At 66.9% G+C, this 18,920-nt stretch carries 9 protein-coding genes; 8 read left to right on the plus strand and 1 reads right to left on the minus strand.

What is annotated here, in order from left to right; translation table 11 throughout:
• Positions 1–675 precede the first annotated feature (675 nt).
• From pks2 to LOK44_RS17635, 4 genes are read left to right on the plus strand one after another with little or no spacing between them, the layout of a single operon-like run.
• Entirely contained in the window at positions 676–6,972 is a 6,297-nt protein-coding gene (gene pks2 / locus LOK44_RS17620; protein ID WP_308192762.1) for a sulfolipid-1 biosynthesis phthioceranic/hydroxyphthioceranic acid synthase, read from the plus strand.
• 59 nt (positions 6,973–7,031) lie between these two features.
• Positions 7,032–8,519, plus strand: coding sequence for a condensation domain-containing protein (locus tag LOK44_RS17625; protein ID WP_237571383.1), 1,488 nt, complete (start codon positions 7,032–7,034; stop codon positions 8,517–8,519).
• Between the two features lie 2 nt (positions 8,520–8,521).
• Positions 8,522–9,889, plus strand: a complete 1,368-nt coding sequence (locus LOK44_RS17630; protein ID WP_237571384.1) for a hypothetical protein — start codon at positions 8,522–8,524, stop codon at positions 9,887–9,889.
• Positions 9,886–11,235, plus strand: a complete 1,350-nt coding sequence (locus LOK44_RS17635; protein ID WP_237571385.1) for a hypothetical protein — start codon at positions 9,886–9,888, stop codon at positions 11,233–11,235. Before LOK44_RS17630 ends, LOK44_RS17635 begins: the two co-directional genes overlap by 4 nt.
• On the opposite strand, the gene LOK44_RS17640 is transcribed toward LOK44_RS17635, so the two are convergent.
• On the minus strand, positions 11,232–12,485 hold the full coding sequence (locus LOK44_RS17640; protein ID WP_237571386.1) for a glycosyltransferase: 1,254 nt from the start codon (positions 12,483–12,485) through the stop codon (positions 11,232–11,234). The two genes, LOK44_RS17635 and LOK44_RS17640, sit on opposite strands and share 4 nt — an antisense overlap.
• Before the next feature lie 259 nt (positions 12,486–12,744).
• On the opposite strand from LOK44_RS17640, the gene LOK44_RS17645 reads away from it, so the two are divergent.
• The 4 genes from LOK44_RS17645 (at position 12,745) to LOK44_RS17660 (ending at position 18,818) form a co-directional block, all read left to right on the plus strand.
• The gene (locus tag LOK44_RS17645) at positions 12,745–15,906 is read left to right on the plus strand and encodes an MMPL/RND family transporter (protein WP_237571387.1); all 3,162 of its coding nucleotides are present in this window, start codon (positions 12,745–12,747) and stop codon (positions 15,904–15,906) included.
• A 583-nt stretch (positions 15,907–16,489) separates the two neighbouring features.
• Positions 16,490–17,302: a hypothetical protein gene (locus LOK44_RS17650; protein WP_237571388.1), complete on the plus strand. Its 813-nt coding sequence runs from the start codon at positions 16,490–16,492 to the stop codon at positions 17,300–17,302.
• 129 nt (positions 17,303–17,431) lie between these two features.
• Positions 17,432–18,067, plus strand: coding sequence for a class I SAM-dependent methyltransferase (locus LOK44_RS17655; protein ID WP_237571389.1), 636 nt, complete (start codon positions 17,432–17,434; stop codon positions 18,065–18,067).
• Between the two features lie 58 nt (positions 18,068–18,125).
• Positions 18,126–18,818, plus strand: coding sequence for a class I SAM-dependent methyltransferase (locus tag LOK44_RS17660; RefSeq protein WP_237571390.1), 693 nt, complete (start codon positions 18,126–18,128; stop codon positions 18,816–18,818).
• The last annotated feature ends 102 nt before the right edge of the window (positions 18,819–18,920 follow it).

The following is an 18,920-nucleotide window of genomic DNA, read 5'->3' on the forward strand; positions in this document are numbered from 1 at the left end:
CGTTGAGGCAGTACGGTTTGCCGGGCCAAAACCGACCTTTGGCCTGATCGGTTGCCGATACGACGGTGCCGACAATATGCGTTACTCCGCTCACGATTGCCAGTCAGGGTGACCCCTACCGCTGGCGCCAGCCGAGCCGGAATGCGCAGGTGTCACACCCGGCTAACACATACCTTTGGTCCCATGGCTCTCATCAGGCCGTTTTCCCGATAGTCATGATCACTCAGCAAACATAGTATTTCGATGCGTACGGTCCTGGCACACGCAAGGAGTTACGTACGTCACTCCCAGAGCGGCGTCGTTTTGACGCCTGTTTAGTTTGCTAGATTGACGCGAAGCGAATCTATTGGGTCCCCCCGTGAAGGTAACCAGATTTGACCAAGATCGTTAATTTTGCTTATTTGCGCAGGCCAGGGGCATGATCCTGGTAGACAAGACGGATTGACCTGGCGGGGTGTAACCTTTCCGCCGAGCAAAGGTTGGGGTGAATGAGCGGATGTAGGTTTGCCGAGGTATCTCGGGTTTGGCAGGTTGCATTCGCGTCGTTTGAACCGAAACAGGCGAATGTCGGCGGGAAGCGAGGGACTGCAGCACACATGCGGCGAACCCACGTTTGACGCAGGCTGCACCCCCAGCGAGTCGGGCTCCGAACGTTCGTGAAAGAGGTTGAAGTACGTGGTTGACACTCTGGTTACTCCGGTTGCCGTGATCGGCATGGGGTGCCGACTGCCCGGGGGCATCGACTCACCGGCGGCCCTCTGGGAGGCGCTGCTGCGAGGCCAGGACACCGTGACCAAGGTTCCCCTGGACCGCTGGGACGCCGAGGAGTACTACGACCCCGAGCCAGGTGTTCCCGGTCGCTCCGTGTCCAAGTGGGGCGCGTTCATCGACGACGTCGCTGGGTTCGACGCCGACTTCTTCGGCATCAACGAGCGCGAGGCCACGGCCATCGACCCGCAGCACCGCCTGCTGCTCGAGACAGCCTGGGAGGCGATCGAGCACGCCGGTATCGACCCGGCCACCATCGCCGACTCCCTGACGGGCGTATTCATCGGCATGACCCATGCCGACTACCAGCTACTCGCCGCCGACGCGCATGCCGTCGAGGGCCCCTACGGCTTCACCGGGAACAACTTCAGCCTCGCGTCCGGTCGGATCGCCTACCACCTCGGCGTGCACGGCCCGGCCTACACCGTCGACTCGGCCTGCTCGTCGAGCCTGCTGTCGGTCCACATGGCCTGCCGCAGCCTCCACGACGGCGAGAGCGACCTTGCGCTGGCCGGCGGCGTGTCGATCATGCTCGAACCCCGCAAGATGTCCTCCGGCTCCGCCCAGGGCATGCTGTCGCCCACCGGCAAGTGCCACGCGTTCGACGTCAACGCCGACGGCTTCGTCAGCGGCGAGGGTTCCGCGGTCCTGTTGCTCAAGCGGCTCGACGACGCCCTCGCCGACGGTGACCGCATCCTGGCCGTGGTGCGCGGCACCGCCGCCAACCAGGACGGTCACACGGTGAACATCGCCGTGCCGTCTCGCCCTGCCCAGGTGAACGTCTACCGCTCGGCGCTCGCCGCCGGTGGCATCGACCCCGAGACCGTCGGAATGGTCGAGGCCCACGGCACGGGCACGCCCGTCGGCGACCCCATCGAGTACGCCAGCCTCGCCGAGGTCTACGGCACCGCTGGGCCGTGCGCGCTCGGATCGGCCAAGACCAACCTCGGCCACGGCCAGTCCGCGTCCGGCGCCATCGGCCTGATGAAGGCGATCCTGTCGCTGCAGCACGGCACCGTGCCCAAGAACCTGCACTTCACCGAGATGCCCGACGAGATGGCCCGCATCGAGACCAATCTCTTCGTGCCGGTCGAGACGACCCCGTGGCCGACGAACGGCCACCACCCCCGTCGTGCCGCGGTGTCCTCGTACGGCCTGTCGGGCACCAACGTGCATGCCGTGCTCGAGGCCGCCCCGGAGGGGCAGTCGACGCGACGCGTCGAACAGAACGATCTGGCCGACGCCGTGTCGCACGGCCCGAAGCTCTTCCCGCTGTCGGCCACCTCGGTCGAGGAGTTGCGCCGTACGGCCGGCCGGCTGGCCGACTGGGTTGCGACCCAGGACGCCGACGAGACGACCGGACTGTCCGACCTGGCGTACACGCTGGCGCGCCGACGGGCCCACCGACCGGTGCGCACCGTCGTCATCGCCGCGGACCGCGCACAGCTCGTGTCCGCGCTGCGCGAGATCGCCGACGGCGACGGTCCCATCGAGCCTGCCGTCGGCAACGGCGACCACGGCCCGGTGTGGGTGTTCTCCGGCCAGGGCTCGCAGTGGGCTGCCATGGGCAAGGGGCTGCTCGCCACCGAACCGGTGTTCGCCGCCAAGATCGCGGAGATCGAACCGCTGATCGAGGCCGAATCCGGCTTCTCCGTCACCGAGGCGATGTCCTCGGCCGACGTCGTCACGGGCATCGACCGGGTGCAGCCGACCGTCTTCGCCGTGCAGGTGGGCCTAGCGGCCACGCTGGCGGCCTACGGCGTCACCCCCGGGGCGGTCATCGGGCACTCGATGGGCGAGGCGGCTGCTGCCGTCGTCGCAGGCGCCCTGTCGCTCGCCGATGGCGTCAAGGTCATCACCCGCCGGTCGCGCCTCATGGCGACGGTCTCCGGCTCGGGCGCGATGGCGTCGGTCGAGCTACCGGCGCAGCAGGTGCTCTCTGAACTCGCCGCCCGCGGCGTCACCGACGTCGTGCTGTCGGTCGTGGCATCGCCGTCCTCTGCCGTCGTCGGCGGTGCCAAGGAGTCGATCCGCGCGCTGATCGCCGAGTGGGACGCCCGCGGGATCATGGCGCGCGAGGTGGCCGTCGACGTGGCGTCGCACTCGCCGCAGGTCGACCCGATCCTCGACGACCTCACCGAGGCGCTCGAGGACATCGAGCCGATGGAACCGACCGTTCCGTACTACTCGTCGACGCTGTACGACCCTCGCGATCCGGCCGACTTCGACGCCTACTACTGGGCGGACAACCTCCGGCACGCCGTGCGCTTCGCCGCGGCGGTCCAGGCGGCGCTGGAAGACGGCTTCCGCGTGTTCGGCGAGCTGTCACCGCATCCGCTGCTCACGCACGCCGTCGACCAGAACGCCCGCAGCCTCGACATCCGCCTGGCGGCGCTGGCGAGCATCCGTCGCGAGCAGGAGTTGCCGCACGGCATGCGCGAGTTCGTCGCCGATCTGCACGGCGCGGGCGCGGCGATCGACTACTCGGTGCTCTGGCCGGACGGGGACCTCCTCGACGTGCCGCTGCCCACGTGGACGCACACCCACCTGATGCTGACCCGCGACGAGCAGGGCCACAACGCCGCCACCGTCGCCATCCACCCGTTGCTCGGCGCACACGTCCGGCTGCCGGAGACACCGGAACGCCACGTGTGGCAGTCCGACGTCGGCACCGTGGCGCAGCCGTGGCTCGACGATCACCGGGTGCACGACGTGGCCGCACTGCCCGGCGCCGCGTACTGCGAGATCGCACTCGCCGCCGCCCGCCAGGTCCTCGGCGACGGGGCATCGGTGCGGGACGTGACGTTCGAGCAGATGCTGCTGCTCGAGGAGCAGACCCCGCTGTCGGCCGTCGCGTCCGTGACGCCGACGGGCGTCGTCGAGTTCACCGTGAAGACCCACGCCGACGACGAGGAGGTGCAGCGCGCCTCAGCCGTGCTGCAAGCCGCCGACGACGGCGATCAGCCCACCCCGTACGACGTCCCCGACCTCCTCGCCGCACACCCGGTGCGGGTCGAGGGCCAGGAACTCCGAGACTTCTACGCAGCGCGCGGCATCGGCTACGGCGTGGCGTTCGGCGGGTTGACCGCGGCCCACACCGCCGACGGCCCGTCCGTCCTCGCCGAGGTCGCGCTGCCCGGTTCGATCCGCTCGCAGCAGGGGTCGTTCGTGGCGCATCCTGCGCTCCTGGACGCCTGCTTCCAGGCCGTGGGTGCCCATCCCGAGCTGTTCTCGGACACCAGCGGTGCGCTGATGCTGCCGCTCGGCGTGCGCGAGTTGAAGGCATACGCATCCACCCGCAACGCCCACTACTGCCTGGTCCGGTTGACCAGCGTGGCGCCGACGGGGGTCGAAGCCGACATCGACGTGCTCGACGAGCACGGCAACGTGCTGCTGACGGTGTCCGGTCTGCGACTCGGAACCGGGGTCTCGGAGCAGGGGCAGCGCGAGCGTCGTCTCAACGACCGGCTCCTGACCATCGACTGGCGCCGCCAGGACACTCCCGTCGCCGACGTGGCGGGGACCGGGGCGTGGATGATCATCGACACCGGCGTGGACTCCGACCCGATGGCCGCTCGACTGGCCGACGTGCTGAAGTCCCGCGACGCGGACGTCACGACGCTGACCTGGCCGGCGGACGGCGATCACGCCACCGTCGCCGCAGGACTGCGGGAGACGTTGACGGCCCGCCCGTTCGCCGGTGTCGTGATCGTCGAGGATCCGCAGCGCGCGGACGGCGACCCCGTCGCCGACGGCGCCGACCACGTCCGCCACCTGGTGCGCATCGCCCGCGTCATCCCCGAAGTGCCCGGCGAGCCGCCGAGGTTCTACGTCGTCACCAGGGGAGCGCAGTCCGTGCTGTCCGGCGAGGTGCCGCATCTCGCTCAGGGCGGTGTGCGCGGCCTGGTGCGCGTCCTGGGCATGGAGCAACCGTCGATGCGACCGACGCAAATCGACGTCGACGACACCACCGACGCGGAATCCATTGCCGCCGAACTGCTCTCGGGTTCCGACGAGGATGAGACGGCATGGCGCGAGGGGCAGTACTACGCGGCCCGACTCAACGTCACGCCGCTGCAGGCCGAGGAGCGGCACACCACCGTCGTCCACCCCGAGCGCGACGGCATGCGCCTGCAGATCCGCACTCCCGGTGACCTGCAGTCGGCCGAACTCGTGTCCTACGAGCGGACCCCACCTGGCCCCGGCCAGATCGAGGTCGCGGTGTCGGCGTCGAACCTCAACTTCGCCGACGTCCTGGTCGCGTACGGCCGCTACCCGTCCTTCGAGGGCCGGATGCCGCAACTCGGCGCCGACTTCGCAGGCGTGGTGACCGCGGTCGGTGCCGGCGTGACCGATCACCAGATCGGCGACCGGGTCGCGGGCATCTCGGCGACCGGTGCGTGGTGCACGTTCGTCACGTGCGACGCGAACCTCGCCGTCCGCATCCCCGAGGACCTGCCGGACGCCACCGCGGCGGCCGTGCCGAGCGCGCACGCCACCGCGTGGTACTCGCTGCACGACCTGGCCCGGATCACGGCCGGCGACAAGGTGCTGATCCACTCCGCCACCGGCGGCGTCGGTCAGGCCGCGGTCGCGATCGCACAGGCAGCCGGGGCGGAGATCTACGCCACCGCCGGCAGCCCGGAACGTCGGAAGATGCTGAACGACATGGGCATCGACCACGTCTACGATTCGCGTACGGTCGAGTTCGCCGACCAGATCCGGCGCGACACCGACGGCTACGGCGTCGACATCGTGCTGAACTCGCTGCCCGGTGCCGCGCAGCGGGCGGGTCTCGAACTGCTGACCTTCGGCGGTCGGTTCGTCGAGATCGGCAAGCGCGACATCTACGGCGACACGAAGATGGGCCTGTTCCCGTTCCGCCGGAACCTGTCGTTCTACGCGGTCGACCTCGCACTGCTCACCCTGGTCACCCCGGACACGCTGCGCAGCCTGCTCGAGACGATCTATCAGCAGATCGCCGACGGCAAGCTGCCGCCGCCGCAGACGACGCACTACCCGCTGGCCAACGGCGCCAACGCGATTCGCGCGATGGGTGCTGCCGAGCACACCGGCAAGCTGGTGCTCGACGTGCCGCGCGCGGGGCAGTACGCCGCCGTCGTGCCCGCCGACCGCGCGCCGGCCTTCCGCAGCGACGGCGCGTACGTCGTGACCGGCGGTCTCGGCGGGCTCGGTCTGTTCCTCGCCGAGATGATGGCCAAGTCGGGGTGCGGGCGCATCGTGCTCAACGGTCGCTCCACGCCGAGCCCCGAGGCGCAACGCGTGATCGACAGGATCCGGCGCAAGGGCACCGAGATCGAGGTCGAACTCGGCGACGTGGCGGTTCCTGGCACGGCCGACCGGCTGGTCGCATGCGCCACCGCGACGGGCATCCCGCTGCGCGGCGTCCTGCACGCCGCGGCGGTCGTCGAGGACGCGACGCTGGCCAACATCACCGACGATCTGCTCGACCGGGACTGGGCGCCGAAGGCGCTGGGCGCCTGGCGTCTGCACGAGGCCACGACGACGGCGTCGCTGGACTGGTTCTGCGGATTCTCCTCGGCGGCGGCGATGGTCGGTTCACCCGGCCAGGGTGCGTACGCGGCGGCCAACAGCTGGCTCGACTCGTTCGCGCGCTGGCGCCGGTCCAAGGGACTGCCCGCACAGGTGATCGCCTGGGGCGCATGGGCTCAGATCGGTGCCGGCCAGGCGATGGCCGACAACGACGGCATGGCCATCGATCCCGAGGACGGTGCGTACGCGTTCGATGCCCTGATGCGGCACACCAGGGTGTATAGCGGCTACGCGCCTGTCGCGGGAGCCGCCTGGCTCACCGCGTTCGCGCAGACCAGCCCGTTCGCCGAGGCGTTCGCATCGTTGGGCCAGGACCGGTCGGGGACGAGCGAGTTCCTCGAGGAACTGCGACTCCTGCCGCGCGAGGACTGGGCGGCGCGGGTGCGTCGCTTGATCTCCGAGGAGATGAGCCTGATCCTGCGGCGCTCGGTCGACGCCGACCGGCCGCTGTCGGAGTACGGCCTCGACTCACTCGGGACGCTCGAGCTGCGCACGCGGCTCGAGGCCGAGACCGGGGTCCGCATCGGCTCGACCGACGTCACCACGGTGCGTGCGTTGGCCGAGCGTCTGAGCGAGACGATCGCCAGCGCCATGAACATCGACAACGAATCCACGACGGTGTCGTCGTGATGGCCCGATCAGCGCCGATGACGTCGCTCATTGCCAGACAACGAGCGGGGAAGAGATAAATGGTTGCGATCAAGGCGATCCACGACTGGATAGGGACTTCGGGTGACGTCGTGTCCTGGCACCCGTCGCCCGCGAGCCGTGCGAAGGTGGCCAAGGCGCCGGTGAGCGACGTGCCGGTGAGTTATCAGCAGGCACAGCACATCCGGGGTTACCTCAGCCATCTGGCCGGTGGCACCGACATGGCGCGACTCAACATCCCGGCCTGGGACATGCAGGGTCAGTGCGACGTGCGCGCGATGAGCCACGTCATCAACGCCTACCTGCGTCGTCACGACACGTACCACAGCTGGTTCGAGATGACCGACGACGACCAGATCGTCCGGCACACCGTTGCCAACCCCAGGGACATCAACTTCGTGCCGACCAAGCACGGCGAGATGACGGCGTCGCAGTGGCGCGAGCACGTGCTCAGCACGCCGGATCCACTGCAGTGGGACTGCTTCTCGTTCGGCATCATTCAGCGTGCCGACCACTTCACGTTCTACATCAGCATCGACCACGTCCATACCGACGCGATGTTCATGGGGATCGTGCTGGTCGAGATCCACATGATGTACGCGGCGCTCGCCGCAGGATCCGCGCCGATTCCGCTGCCGGCCGCCGGTAGCTACGACGACTACTGCGTCCGTCAGCGCGACTACCTCGCCGCGCTCACGGCGGAGACGCCCGCCGTTCGGGAGTGGGTCGAGTTCGCTGCGCACAACGACGGCACGTTGCCGCACTTTCCCTTCCCCCTCGGTGATCCGCCGTGGTCGGTGTCGGGTGACCTCCTCACCGTGCGGTTGCTGGACAAGCAGCAGTCCGATCGCTTCGAAGCCGCGTGCACCGCGGCGGGTGCGCGGTTCATCGGTGGCGTATTCGCTTGCGCTGCAATGGCGCAGCAGGTGCTGACCGGCTCCACGGAGTACCACGTCATTACCCCGACCACGACGCGGCAAACGCCCGAGGAGTTCCAGACCACCGGGTGGTTCACCGGCGTGGTGCCGATCTCGGTGGACGTCGATCCGGCGTCGTTCGGGGACACCGCCCGTGCTGCGCAGAAGTCGTTCGACGGTCGCATGTACATGGCGGACGTGCCGTTCGACCGGGTACTTGAGTTGGCCGATCCCGAGCTGGGGCTGCACAGCCCGCCGCCCGGCGTGCCCATGGTGTCGTTCCTCGACGCCGGTCTGCCCCCGCTGTCCGCCAGCATCATCGCGGAGTGGGAACGGATGAACGGCAGGGTGTTCGGCGATGCGCGCTCGGCCTACCAGATCGGCCTGTGGGTCAACCGCGGTGAGCGGGAGACCACCGTCACGGTGGCGTACCCGAACAACCCGATCGCCCGCGAGTCCATCGACCGGTACCTCGAGGCGATGACCGCCATCTACGTCGGTGTCGCCGACGGCGCCGTGCACGGCCGCACCCGCGGGCACGTGGGTCACGGAGACTCCAAGCACCACAACGGTGTCCGCGACCGCGAGCCGGTACCGGCGGCCAAGAGCTGAGCATGGCAGTTCCGCAGACTCGGGAGCAGCCCGACCATCTGCTCGAGTTCGTCGATCAGGCGTTGTTCCTGGGCTTGCGGGCCACGGGGCAGGCCGCCGCCATGCAGATGGTGTGGGTGTACGACCATCCGGTGGACTGGGACGAACTCCGGCGATTCCACCGCGACTTCGGGTATGGCATGGCGGGCAGGCTGATCGAGCCCTCGCCGCTGCCGTTCGGTCGGCACCGGTGGGTCTCCGCACTCGGTCCGGCGGCACCGCTCGAGGTGGTCGCCGACCCACGGCCGCGCTCGGAACTCAGCGACTGGCTCGACGAGCACTCGCAGCGGCCCATCGATCCCGAACACGGACCGGCCTGGCACATGGGCGTCCTGCCCATGACCGACGGGTCGACCGCAGTGAGCCTGGTCGGATCGCACTGCATCGGTGACGGTGGCGCCGCGTTGCTCGCGGTCTTCGAGGCGGTGGCGGGGACCCGTCGCGACCTCGGGTATCCGCCGCCCCGATCGCGGGCCAAACGGGCGGCGATCGTCGAGGATCTACGCCAAACTGCAAGGGACGCACCGCAACTGGGACGGACGCTGGTCACCGCCGCCAAGTTCCTCAACGGCAGGCGCAAGGAGCGCAAGGAGTCTGCGGGCGCGTCCAAGCAGAAGTCCGAGCAGCGCCACCCGGACACCCCGGTCGTGGTGCCGGTCGTGTCGGCGTTCGTGTCCCTCGATGACTGGGATGCCCGTGCGGCCGAGCTGGGTGGCAACAGTCACTCGATGCTGGCCGGGGTGGCAGCGCGGTTGGCCATCCTGCAGGGCAGGGAACTCGCCGACGACGGCACGGTCGGGCTCATCGTCCCGATCAACGACCGCACGCTCGAGGACACCCGTGCCAACGCGGTCACGCTGGCCTACGTGCGCGCCGACCCCACATACGTCACCAAGGACCTGTCCGAGACGCGAACGGCGATCCGACAGGCTTTGCAGGTGATGCGCGAAGGGCCGGACACGACGTTCGAGTTGCTGCCGCTGACCCCGTTCATCCCGAAGGTCGCCGTGCGCCAATCGGCCGACCTCGCTTTCGGTTTCACCGCACAACCCGTGTCGTGCTCCAATCTCGGCGACCTGCCCGTCGACGTCGCCCGCCCGGACGGAACCGTCGCCGAGCGGGTGATGCTGCGCGGCATCGACCAGCACGTCACCCGCCGGGTGCTCGAGGAGCGGCAGGGGCTGCTGACGGTCGTCGGCGCGAGAATCGACGGCAAGGTGACGCTGACCATCGTCGCCTACCAGCCCGGGTCGGAGAACACCAAGGCCGCTCTGCGCGAGCGCGTCACCGCTGCGCTCGCGGAGTTCGGGCTCGGTGGGGAAGTCCTGTGAGCCGAGGTCGTCTCAGCGGCAGTGACGACCGTCTGGCCTACATCGACCAGGCGACGTACCTGTCGTTCGAGGCCACCGGGCGTCAACAGCTGGCCCAGTTCGTCTGGGTGTACGAGCGCCCAGTCGACATGGCCGGCATCCGGCGCTTTCACGCCCACTTCGGCCAGGGGTTGGCGGCTCGGCTGATCGAGCACTCCGTCCTGCCCTTCGGCCGCCACCGCTGGGTGTCGGCAGCCGGGGCGCCCGCGCCACTGGACGTCGCCGACACGCGGCCACCGGGCCAACTCGGCGCGTGGATCGAGGAGCGGTCGCAGACCCCGGTCGATCCCGTGCACGGCCCCGGGTGGCATCTCGGCGTGCTGCCGATGAGCGACGGCACGTCCGCGGTGACCCTGGTGCTGTCGCACTGCCTACTCGACGGCGGCGGTTCACTGCTGGCCATGGCCGAGGCCGTCGAGGGCAGACGCCGCGACTTCGGCTACGACATGCCCGCGCGGCGGCCCCGGCGGAATCGTTTCACGTCCGACGTTCGGCAGGTCGCGCGCGATCTCCCGGACTTCGGTCGGACGGTCGTGCACGCCGCCAAGTTCGCCTACGGCAAGCGCGGCGAGATCTCCTCGTCCGGCGCATCCCGGCCGCCGGCTGCGCACGTGCCCGACGGCGACGTCGTGCTGCCTGCGGTGTCCGCGATCGTCGACGCACGGGATTGGGATGCGCGCGCCGAAGCGCTTGGTGGTACGACGTATTCGCTGCTCGCGGGGTTCGGGGCGTTGCTGGGCAAGCGGCTCGGCCGGGTTCGCGACGACGGTGCGGTGACCACCCTGATCGCCATCAGTGACCGGGCCGGCGACGACGACCTGCGCGGCAACGCGATGAAGATCGCCACGGCGACGATCGACCCGTCCGACGTGACCACCGACCTCGCCGGGGCCAGATCTGCTGTGCGAGAGGCCTTCGCCATGGTGCGCGACGTCCCCGACGACACCCACCTGCTGCTGCCCATCACGCCCTACGTGCCGAAGCGGGCAGTCCGGCGCACCGCCGACGTGTTGTTCGGTGACCTCCCCGTGTCCTGTTCGAACCTCGGCGAGGTACCGGCGGAGATGACGCGAATCGACGGCAGCGCTGCCGATTACGTCCTGTTCCGGCCCATGGACCAGAACGTCTCGCGCGCCACGATCGAGCGCACCGGGGGCCAGTTGGTCCTCGCGGCAGGCCGCACGGCGACCTTCATCTCGATCGGTGTCGTCGGCTACGAGGTGGGTGCCGACAACACGCGAGAGTGGCTGGGGGACCGGGTGACCGAGACGCTCGCCACGCTGGAGCTCAAGGCGACGATCATCTAGTCGCGCCCCCGGCCTGCCGCCTCCTCGAGGAGGTCTGCCGTGGTCGACGCGGCACGCGCGGGCGATGTCATCCTGGTGGCGGCCTCGCGTGCGCGCTCCTGACATGCCGGGCTCAGCGCGGTCCGCAACGCCTTGGTCAACGAGCGGGCATCGGTGCTCGAGAAGCGCCGGGCCACCCCGACTCCCAGGCGATTGAGCTTCCCCGCCCACACCGGCTGATCGGCGGACACCCATAGCACCACCGTCGGCACCCCCGAGCGGACGCTCGCGGCCACGGTGCCTGCGCCACCGTGGTGCACCACTGCGCGGCAGGCCGGGAAGACCTTCGAGTGATTCACCGCGCCGACCAGTTTGACGTGTTCGCTGCGTGGCAGGTCGGCGACGTCCCACACGCCGCTGCTGATCAGCGCACGTTCGCCGAGATCGGCACACACGGCGGTGATCATGGCGACGGCGTCGGCGGGTGACTCGACCGGCATGCTGCCGAAACCGAAGTAGATCGGTGGAGTGCCCGCGGCAATCCAGGCCAGGACGTCATCGTCGTCGGCAGCCGGCAGTTCGAGCGACAGCGACCCGACCAGGGGCCGAACGCCCCGCCACTCCTCGGTGAGTCCGGGGAAGAACACCTCGTCGTAGGCCTGGATTTCCAGCGCGCCGCCCTCGACGATGCGGCGGATGGCGCGCGTCTTTGCCGGCGGTAGCCCGAGCGCCATGCGCTGGGCGTTCTCCGCCTTACTCAGGACCTTCCAGTGCGCCCATTCCGCAGTCGACCAGCCGGCGTGCAGCACCGGCCGGGGTAGCGGAACCGGGAGCACCTGGCCGTTCTCACGGCACGGGAAGTAGTGCAGTGCCGCGAGCGGAATGTGCAGCGCTTCGGCCACATTGGCCGCGACCTCCTGATACGTGGTGCCGGTGAGGATCAGATCGGCGTCCTTGGCGTTGGCCACCAAGGTTTCGTTCATCTCCGACCAGCCCTCGGTGACGTACTCGCGACTGCGCCGCAACACCGTCATCGGGTTCTGAAACTTCCACCAGTCCTTGAAGATGTCGGCTTCCAGCTGCTGCTGCGAGTCGACCCCGTACGTTGCCGCAGGCCCGAGGCCGACGGACTCGACGAACGCGGTCAGGTTGGGGGGCACGGCCATGCGCACGCGGTGCCCCCGGCGCTGGAGTTCGAGTGCTGCGGCCGCGCACGGCTCGACGTCGCCGCGAGTGCCGTGCACTGCGATCACGAACGTCTTCGGCGTCACCGCGCAGCCGATCCGGGGCTGAACACGGATTTCGCCGATTGGTATGAAAGAGCGTTGTTTTGGAACGACTTTCCCGATTTCGCACGAAGCACACACGATTACAGCACGTCCCGACAATGCACGTTGCTGAGAGACGCCTGAGGCGACACGTCAACCGCGGACTGACGGTAGCTGGTCGGTGTAACCTCACATGGTGTTCAGCCGCGCCGATAGCCGTGGCGCCTCTGTACATGGGGCGTTCGAATCGCTTGGGCGATTCGTGGTTCGGCGACCCATCGCGATCCTCGTCTTCTGGGTGTCGCTGGCCGTCGTGCTCTTCCTGACGATCAGCCCCCTGCTCGTGGTGTCGCAGAAGAATCCGCCCGCCCTCCTGCCGGAGGGTTCACCGATGCTCGCGTCGACCGCGCTGATGAAGGAGGCCTTCAAGGGGGCTGATGGCGGCAACGTTGCGGTCGTCGTGCTGTCGAAGGACGACGAACTGACCCCCGCGGACGAGGAGGTGTACCGGCGGCTCGTCGAGGCACTGGCCACCGACAAGACCAACGTGAAGTCGACCCAGAACTTCGTGGCGATCCCCGAACTCCGCCAGGCGATGACGAGCGAGGACAAGCAGGCCTGGACCCTGCCGATCAGCTTGGCGGGAACGATGGGTTCCGGGTCGGGCCAGAAGGCGTACCGCGCTGCCCTGAAGATCGTCGAGGAGTCGACGGCAGGATCGGCGCTGCAAGTCAACGTCGTGGGCGGAGCGGCGACGTTCGACGACCTGAACGAGATCGGCGCCCGCGACCAGCTGATCATCGAGATCTCCACGGTCGTCACGATTCTGACGATCTTGATCATCGTCTATCGCAACCTGGTCGCGATGTTGATGCCGCTGATCACGATCGGCATCTCGATGGCCGTCGCGCAGCAGGTGGTCGCCGGGCTGGGTGAGTTGGGCCTGCCACTGGGCCCGCAGACGATGATCTTGATGACCGGCATGATGATGGGCGCCGGGGTCGACTACGCGGTGTTCCTGTTCAGCCGATATCAGGAATGTCTGCGCAACGGGATGGGCTCGGACGAAGCCGTCATCCGATCGATCGCGACGATCGGCGAGGTGATCACGGGCTCGGCGGCGACGGTTGCCCTGACCTTCATGGGCCTGTCGTTCGCGACCCTCGGCGTGTTCCTCACCGTGGGTCCGTCGCTGGCGGTCACCATCCTGATCGGCGTGCTGGGTTCGCTGACGGTCCTGCCTGCCCTCATGGTGCTCGCCGGGCGGCGCGGCTGGATAAAGGTCAAGAAGGACCTCACGGGGCGCTTCTGGCGCAAGTCCGCCGTGCACATCGTCCGACGGCCGAGGATCCACCTCGTTGCGAGCCTGGCGGTGCTGCTGGCGCTGGCTGCCTGTACCGCCTTCGTGCAGTACAACTACGACGACCGCAAGAACATCCCGGCCGACGCGGCGAGCAACAGGGGCTACGACGCCCTGACCAAGCACTTTCCGGTCAGTACCACGATGCAGCAGTTCATCATGGTCCACGACCCGAACGTCGACCTCCGGTCGCCGAAGTCGTTGGCGGACCTGGAGCAGATGGCGCAGCGGGTCTCCCAGGTGCCGGGCATCGACATGGTGCGCGGTATCACGCGTCCCACCGGCGAGATGCTGAACGAGGCGAAGTCCACCTATCAGGCCGGCGAGGTCGGCTCCAAGCTGGCCGACGCGTCCGGGCTGATCGAGGACAACAACAACAACCTGAACCTGCTGAGCAATGGCGCGCGCCAACTCGCCGACGTGCACAAACAGTTCCGCGACCAGGTGCTCGGCTCGTTCGCGTCGATCCGCGAAGTGGTCGGCGGGCTGATCGCCATCAAGGAGGCCATGGGTGACGACGTCACCTTCGCCGAACTCGAGCAACAGGCGGGCCTGCTGGCGAACATGCAGTCGGTGGGCGATTCGCTGGGCGACAGCCTCGAGCAGGTCACCGACGCCTACCGGTCGTCGAAGTCGATGCTCGTCGCGCTCAACAACAACGTTGCGTGCAACATCGATCCAGCGTGCGTGGCGGCTCGGGCCGAGCTGCAACGCCGGGTGGACGGCTACAACGAGGCCGACGTCGCCTACCTGGAGGCGCTGAGCAGGGGCCTGAAGGAGACCAAGGGCACCGATCGCGTCGACGACGTCATCCGCGACGTCGGATCCAACCTCGAACGCGCGCTGGGGGGCCTGCAGCAGCTCGGGATCGAGGACGAGGACGACCTCGACCGCAGGTTGGGCGAGCTGCGTACCAGCGTGAATCAGCTCGCTGACTCGAGTAATCAGCTGGCGGACGGCGTCAAGCTGTTGGTCGATCAGACGCGGAACATGGGTGGCGGCCTCGATCAGGCCTCGAGCTTTTTGCTGGCGATGAAGCGCGATGCCGCCGACCCGGCCATGTCCGGCTTCTACATCCCACCGCAGATCCTTACGCAGAAGGAGTTCCAGAAGGCGGCGGAGCTCTTCGTCTCCGAGGACGGGCACACCGTCCGCTATCTGGTTCAGACGGCGTTGAACCCGTTCGGCGTCGAGGCGATGGACCAGGTCGATGACATCGTCGACGCTGCCAACAGTGCGCGGCCGAACACGAGCCTGCAGAACGCCGACATCAGGATGGTCGGGTTCTCGGCGTTCAACAACGAAATGCGCAATCACTACAACGCGGACCTGCGCTACATCATCATCATGACGCTGGTCGTCGTCTTCCTGATCCTGGCGTTGATCCTGCGGGCGGTGGTGGCGCCGGTCTACCTGATGCTCTCGGTGGTGCTGTCCTACGTGTCCGCGATGGGCATCGGCGTGCTGTTCTTCCAGGTCATCCTGGGTCAGGACATCTATTGGAGCGTCGGGGGGATGGCGTTCCTCGTGCTGGTCGCGGTGGGTGCCGACTACAACCTGCTGCTCATCTCCCGCATCCGCGACGAGGCGAAACTCGGTGTGCCGTCCGCGGTGATCAAGACCGTGGGCGCCACCGGCGGTGTGATCACGTCGGCCGGGCTCATCTTCGCGGCGTCGATGCTGGCGTTGACGGTGAGCAGCCTTGCGACCGTGGTGCAGCTTGGTTTCATCATCGGCGTCGGGTTGCTGCTCGACACCTTCATCGTGCGGACGATCACGGTGCCTGCCCTGGCCGTGATGGTGGGCGACGCCAACTGGTGGCCGTCGAAGACCCCGCGGCAACTACTGGCTCTGGCGCGTGCCAACCACGCCGCGGCCGCAGACGACGTGGACCACGAGTGGTTCGACGAGCACGGTGACGCCGACACGGGACCGATCCGGAGCGGCCGTGTTCCCGACGACGGCGACGACGACGTCGTGGACACCGACGACGGTTACGCGACCGCGGTCCGGACGGCGAGTTCGGTGCGGCTGGCGTGGGGCGATCGGGACGACAACCCCTAGCGGCCGAGAAGGCACGCGCTGGCGCTCTATTCGACGAACCGGAATCGTTCCCGCTGCGGTGGCGCTTCCTTCGCCCCGACAAGGGCGACCGCTACCAGTGCGGGACTGATTCGACCCAACTCCGGCGCGATTGATACCAAAGTTATGTTCTCGTCGACGAATTCGCTCCACTTGCAACCGCCAGCGGGTTGAGCGTGGCAAAGCTGCGACTCTGACGTTCAGTTCCCAGGTGAGTGCCTATTGAGCACATCCTGCGCCCCGCATATGCGCTACGAGATTCGTTTGCTCGAATCCCATGTACTTTGCAGTCCTCGCCGTGCGAGGCCGAAAGATGCTGAGCCGATATGCAACTGGCCCCGATCTTCGTTATGGTCGGTCGGTGTCCGCAGACGAAAATCGGCCACCGTCGCGATGGCGCCGCCATGCTCGAGAAATGATCTCGGCGTGGCGCGTTAGGGTAAGCATGGTCAATTGGCGGCCCATCGATTGCCAAACGGTCTGGAGTGCAGGACACGTCACGCACAACACCGGGACATACCCGTCATCGGTTCTGAGTTTCCTACGAGCCCTGCCGGAGTACTTGATGCTCTGGCCAAGATTGTTGCTCACGAACCATCGGTCGACGCGATCGATCGTCGGCGATGGCGGGGCCAACGTTTCGCTGACCACGTATGGCAAGCGGACTGCCACGGTATGGAAGACCATCGAAACAATCGGCAGCGGTACGGTTCGGCCGCGTCGAGTGATCTTGTGGCTCGACGACGCCGCAGCGGTAGCGAATCCGCCTGCGACGCTTCGACGTCTGGTGTCACGGGGTCTGGAAATTCGGCATTGCCATGACTTCGGTCCTCACAAGAAGTACTTCCCCTACGTCCAGGAGATCTTGTCGAGCGAGCCCAGCACGACGCTGGTGACGGTGGACGACGACGCCTACTACCCGCCGACATGGCTCGAGGAACTGCTCGACGCGCACCGACCTGACGAGGTCACTGCCTTTCGGGCGCGCATTCGGGGTGCCGGTCCATACGGTTCTTGGCCGACATGCGAGTCACGCGAGCCCTCCCCGCGGGTCTTCGCCACCGGCGTCTCCGGCGTCGCCTATCCACCACGACTGCTTCGCACACTGAGGGAACGCGGCGACGAGTTCATCGAAGTGTGCCCACGGGCTGACGACTTCTGGTTGCACTATGCCGCGGTTGCAACAGGGGTGCCGGTACGGCAGGTACGAGAATCTGCCGCTCTTTGGTGGGAGATGCCGATCGCTTCGAATTGCGGTCTGTGGGATCGTGACGGGACTGCGAATGACGCCATTGCGGCCAAAGCGGAGTCCGCCTGGCTCGGGAGTCGCTCGTCGCATAGAGCTATGAATCCGCAGAAACGGACCAAGGTCGGCTGACGTCGGGTCCTGGATGTTGCAAGTGGCCTGGACCTACCTGTGCTATTCCGGCGCATTTTAGTACCAATGGAATGCGTTGTTTTCCAGTATTCCGCTAGATGATCGAGGGCCGAATGCTACGGTGTTCGCATGGGGGACTTGTTATTTCGTATCGGGCAATCGCTTGTCGCGCCGCGAATTGATCGGGCAATTCCGCGAGTTGCGTTGAAGCAAGAGAACATTGACCGTTGCCAACTCTTGTTGAATCGTCGGGTGCTCCTCGACCACTTACCCGCTGGCGGGACATGTGCCGAAATTGGGGTCGACGAGGGTGATTTCACCGAAGAAATCCTCGCCAACTGCCACCCCTCCGAACTCCACCTGATCGACATGTGGGGTACACGACGGTACTCACAAAAGAAGTTCCAAGGTGTCACCGAGCGGTTCGCCGACCAGATTGCAGATGGCTCTGTCGTGGTGCACCGACGGTCATCCCTCGAAGCAGCTTCGGAGTTCGACGACGGCGTGTTCGATTGGGTGTACATCGATACCACTCATGCGTACGAGTTGACTGCCGCGGAGTTACGGGCATACGCCCCAAAGGTGAAGCCCGGCGGCTTCATCGCAGGCCATGACTACGTCATGGGTAATTGGTCCAAGGTTCTGCGATATGGCGTAGTCGAGGCGGTACACGAATTCTGCGTGGAGTGTGATTGGGAGATCGTCTTCGCGACGGCCGATCCGATCGAGAATCAGAGTTTCGCGATCCGTCGGATCCAGACCTGAGCGGCGTTGCGCAAACGTCTCCAACAGAGGAACTCGCTCGATCAGCAAAGGGGGAGCAATGCTTGACAACGAAATGTTGCGTCGGGTGCGTGGGTCCAACGGCGTCTTCGGTCGACTGTCGAAGGCCCTCGGTCGGCCCCCTCGGTTCGATAATTCAGCCGACTATTGGGAGAACCGATACCGTTCGGGTAAGAACTCAGGCGCAGGTTCTTACAACCGCCTCGCCGCGTTCAAAGCCGAAGTGCTGAACGACTTCGTCGTGCGCAACGACGTCGCGAGCGTCATCGAGTTCGGTGTCGGCGACGGTGCACAACTAAGTCTTGCGCAGTATCCCAGCTACATCGGTGTCGACATTTCCGAGACAGTGGTCGAGGCGACCCGTCGGAGGTTCGCCGCCGACGACTCTATAACCATCCTTCACACATCGCGCGTATCCAAACTCCATCGTGCCGAGCTGTCCTTGTCGCTGGACGTCATCTACCACCTGGTGGAAGACGAGACCTTTGATGCATACATGACCCAGCTCTTCGACGCGGCGACGCGACACGTCATCGTCTATGCCAGCGACTTCGACTCGGATTGGCCGGACCCGCACGTTCGTCACCGCAAGTTCACGCGCTGGATCGAGGCCAACAGCACGGACTTCGAATGGGTGGAGACGATCGAGAACCGGTATCCCTATTCGCCCAAGGATCCCAGCAACACCAGCTTCGCCAATTTCCATGTCTTTTCGAGGGCGTCGGTCGGGTAAGCAGCTAGCGAGCGCTCCGTTGCCGGCTGGCGGGGCGCGTCGCGCTGGGTGTTCGAAGACCTCATGCGGGTCGATGAGCGTGCATTGATGCCCTCGCATCCT

Origin of the sequence: Mycolicibacterium lacusdiani (assembly GCF_021916785.1) — a bacterium.
Classification (GTDB): Bacteria; Actinomycetota; Actinomycetes; order Mycobacteriales; family Mycobacteriaceae; genus Mycobacterium; species Mycobacterium lacusdiani.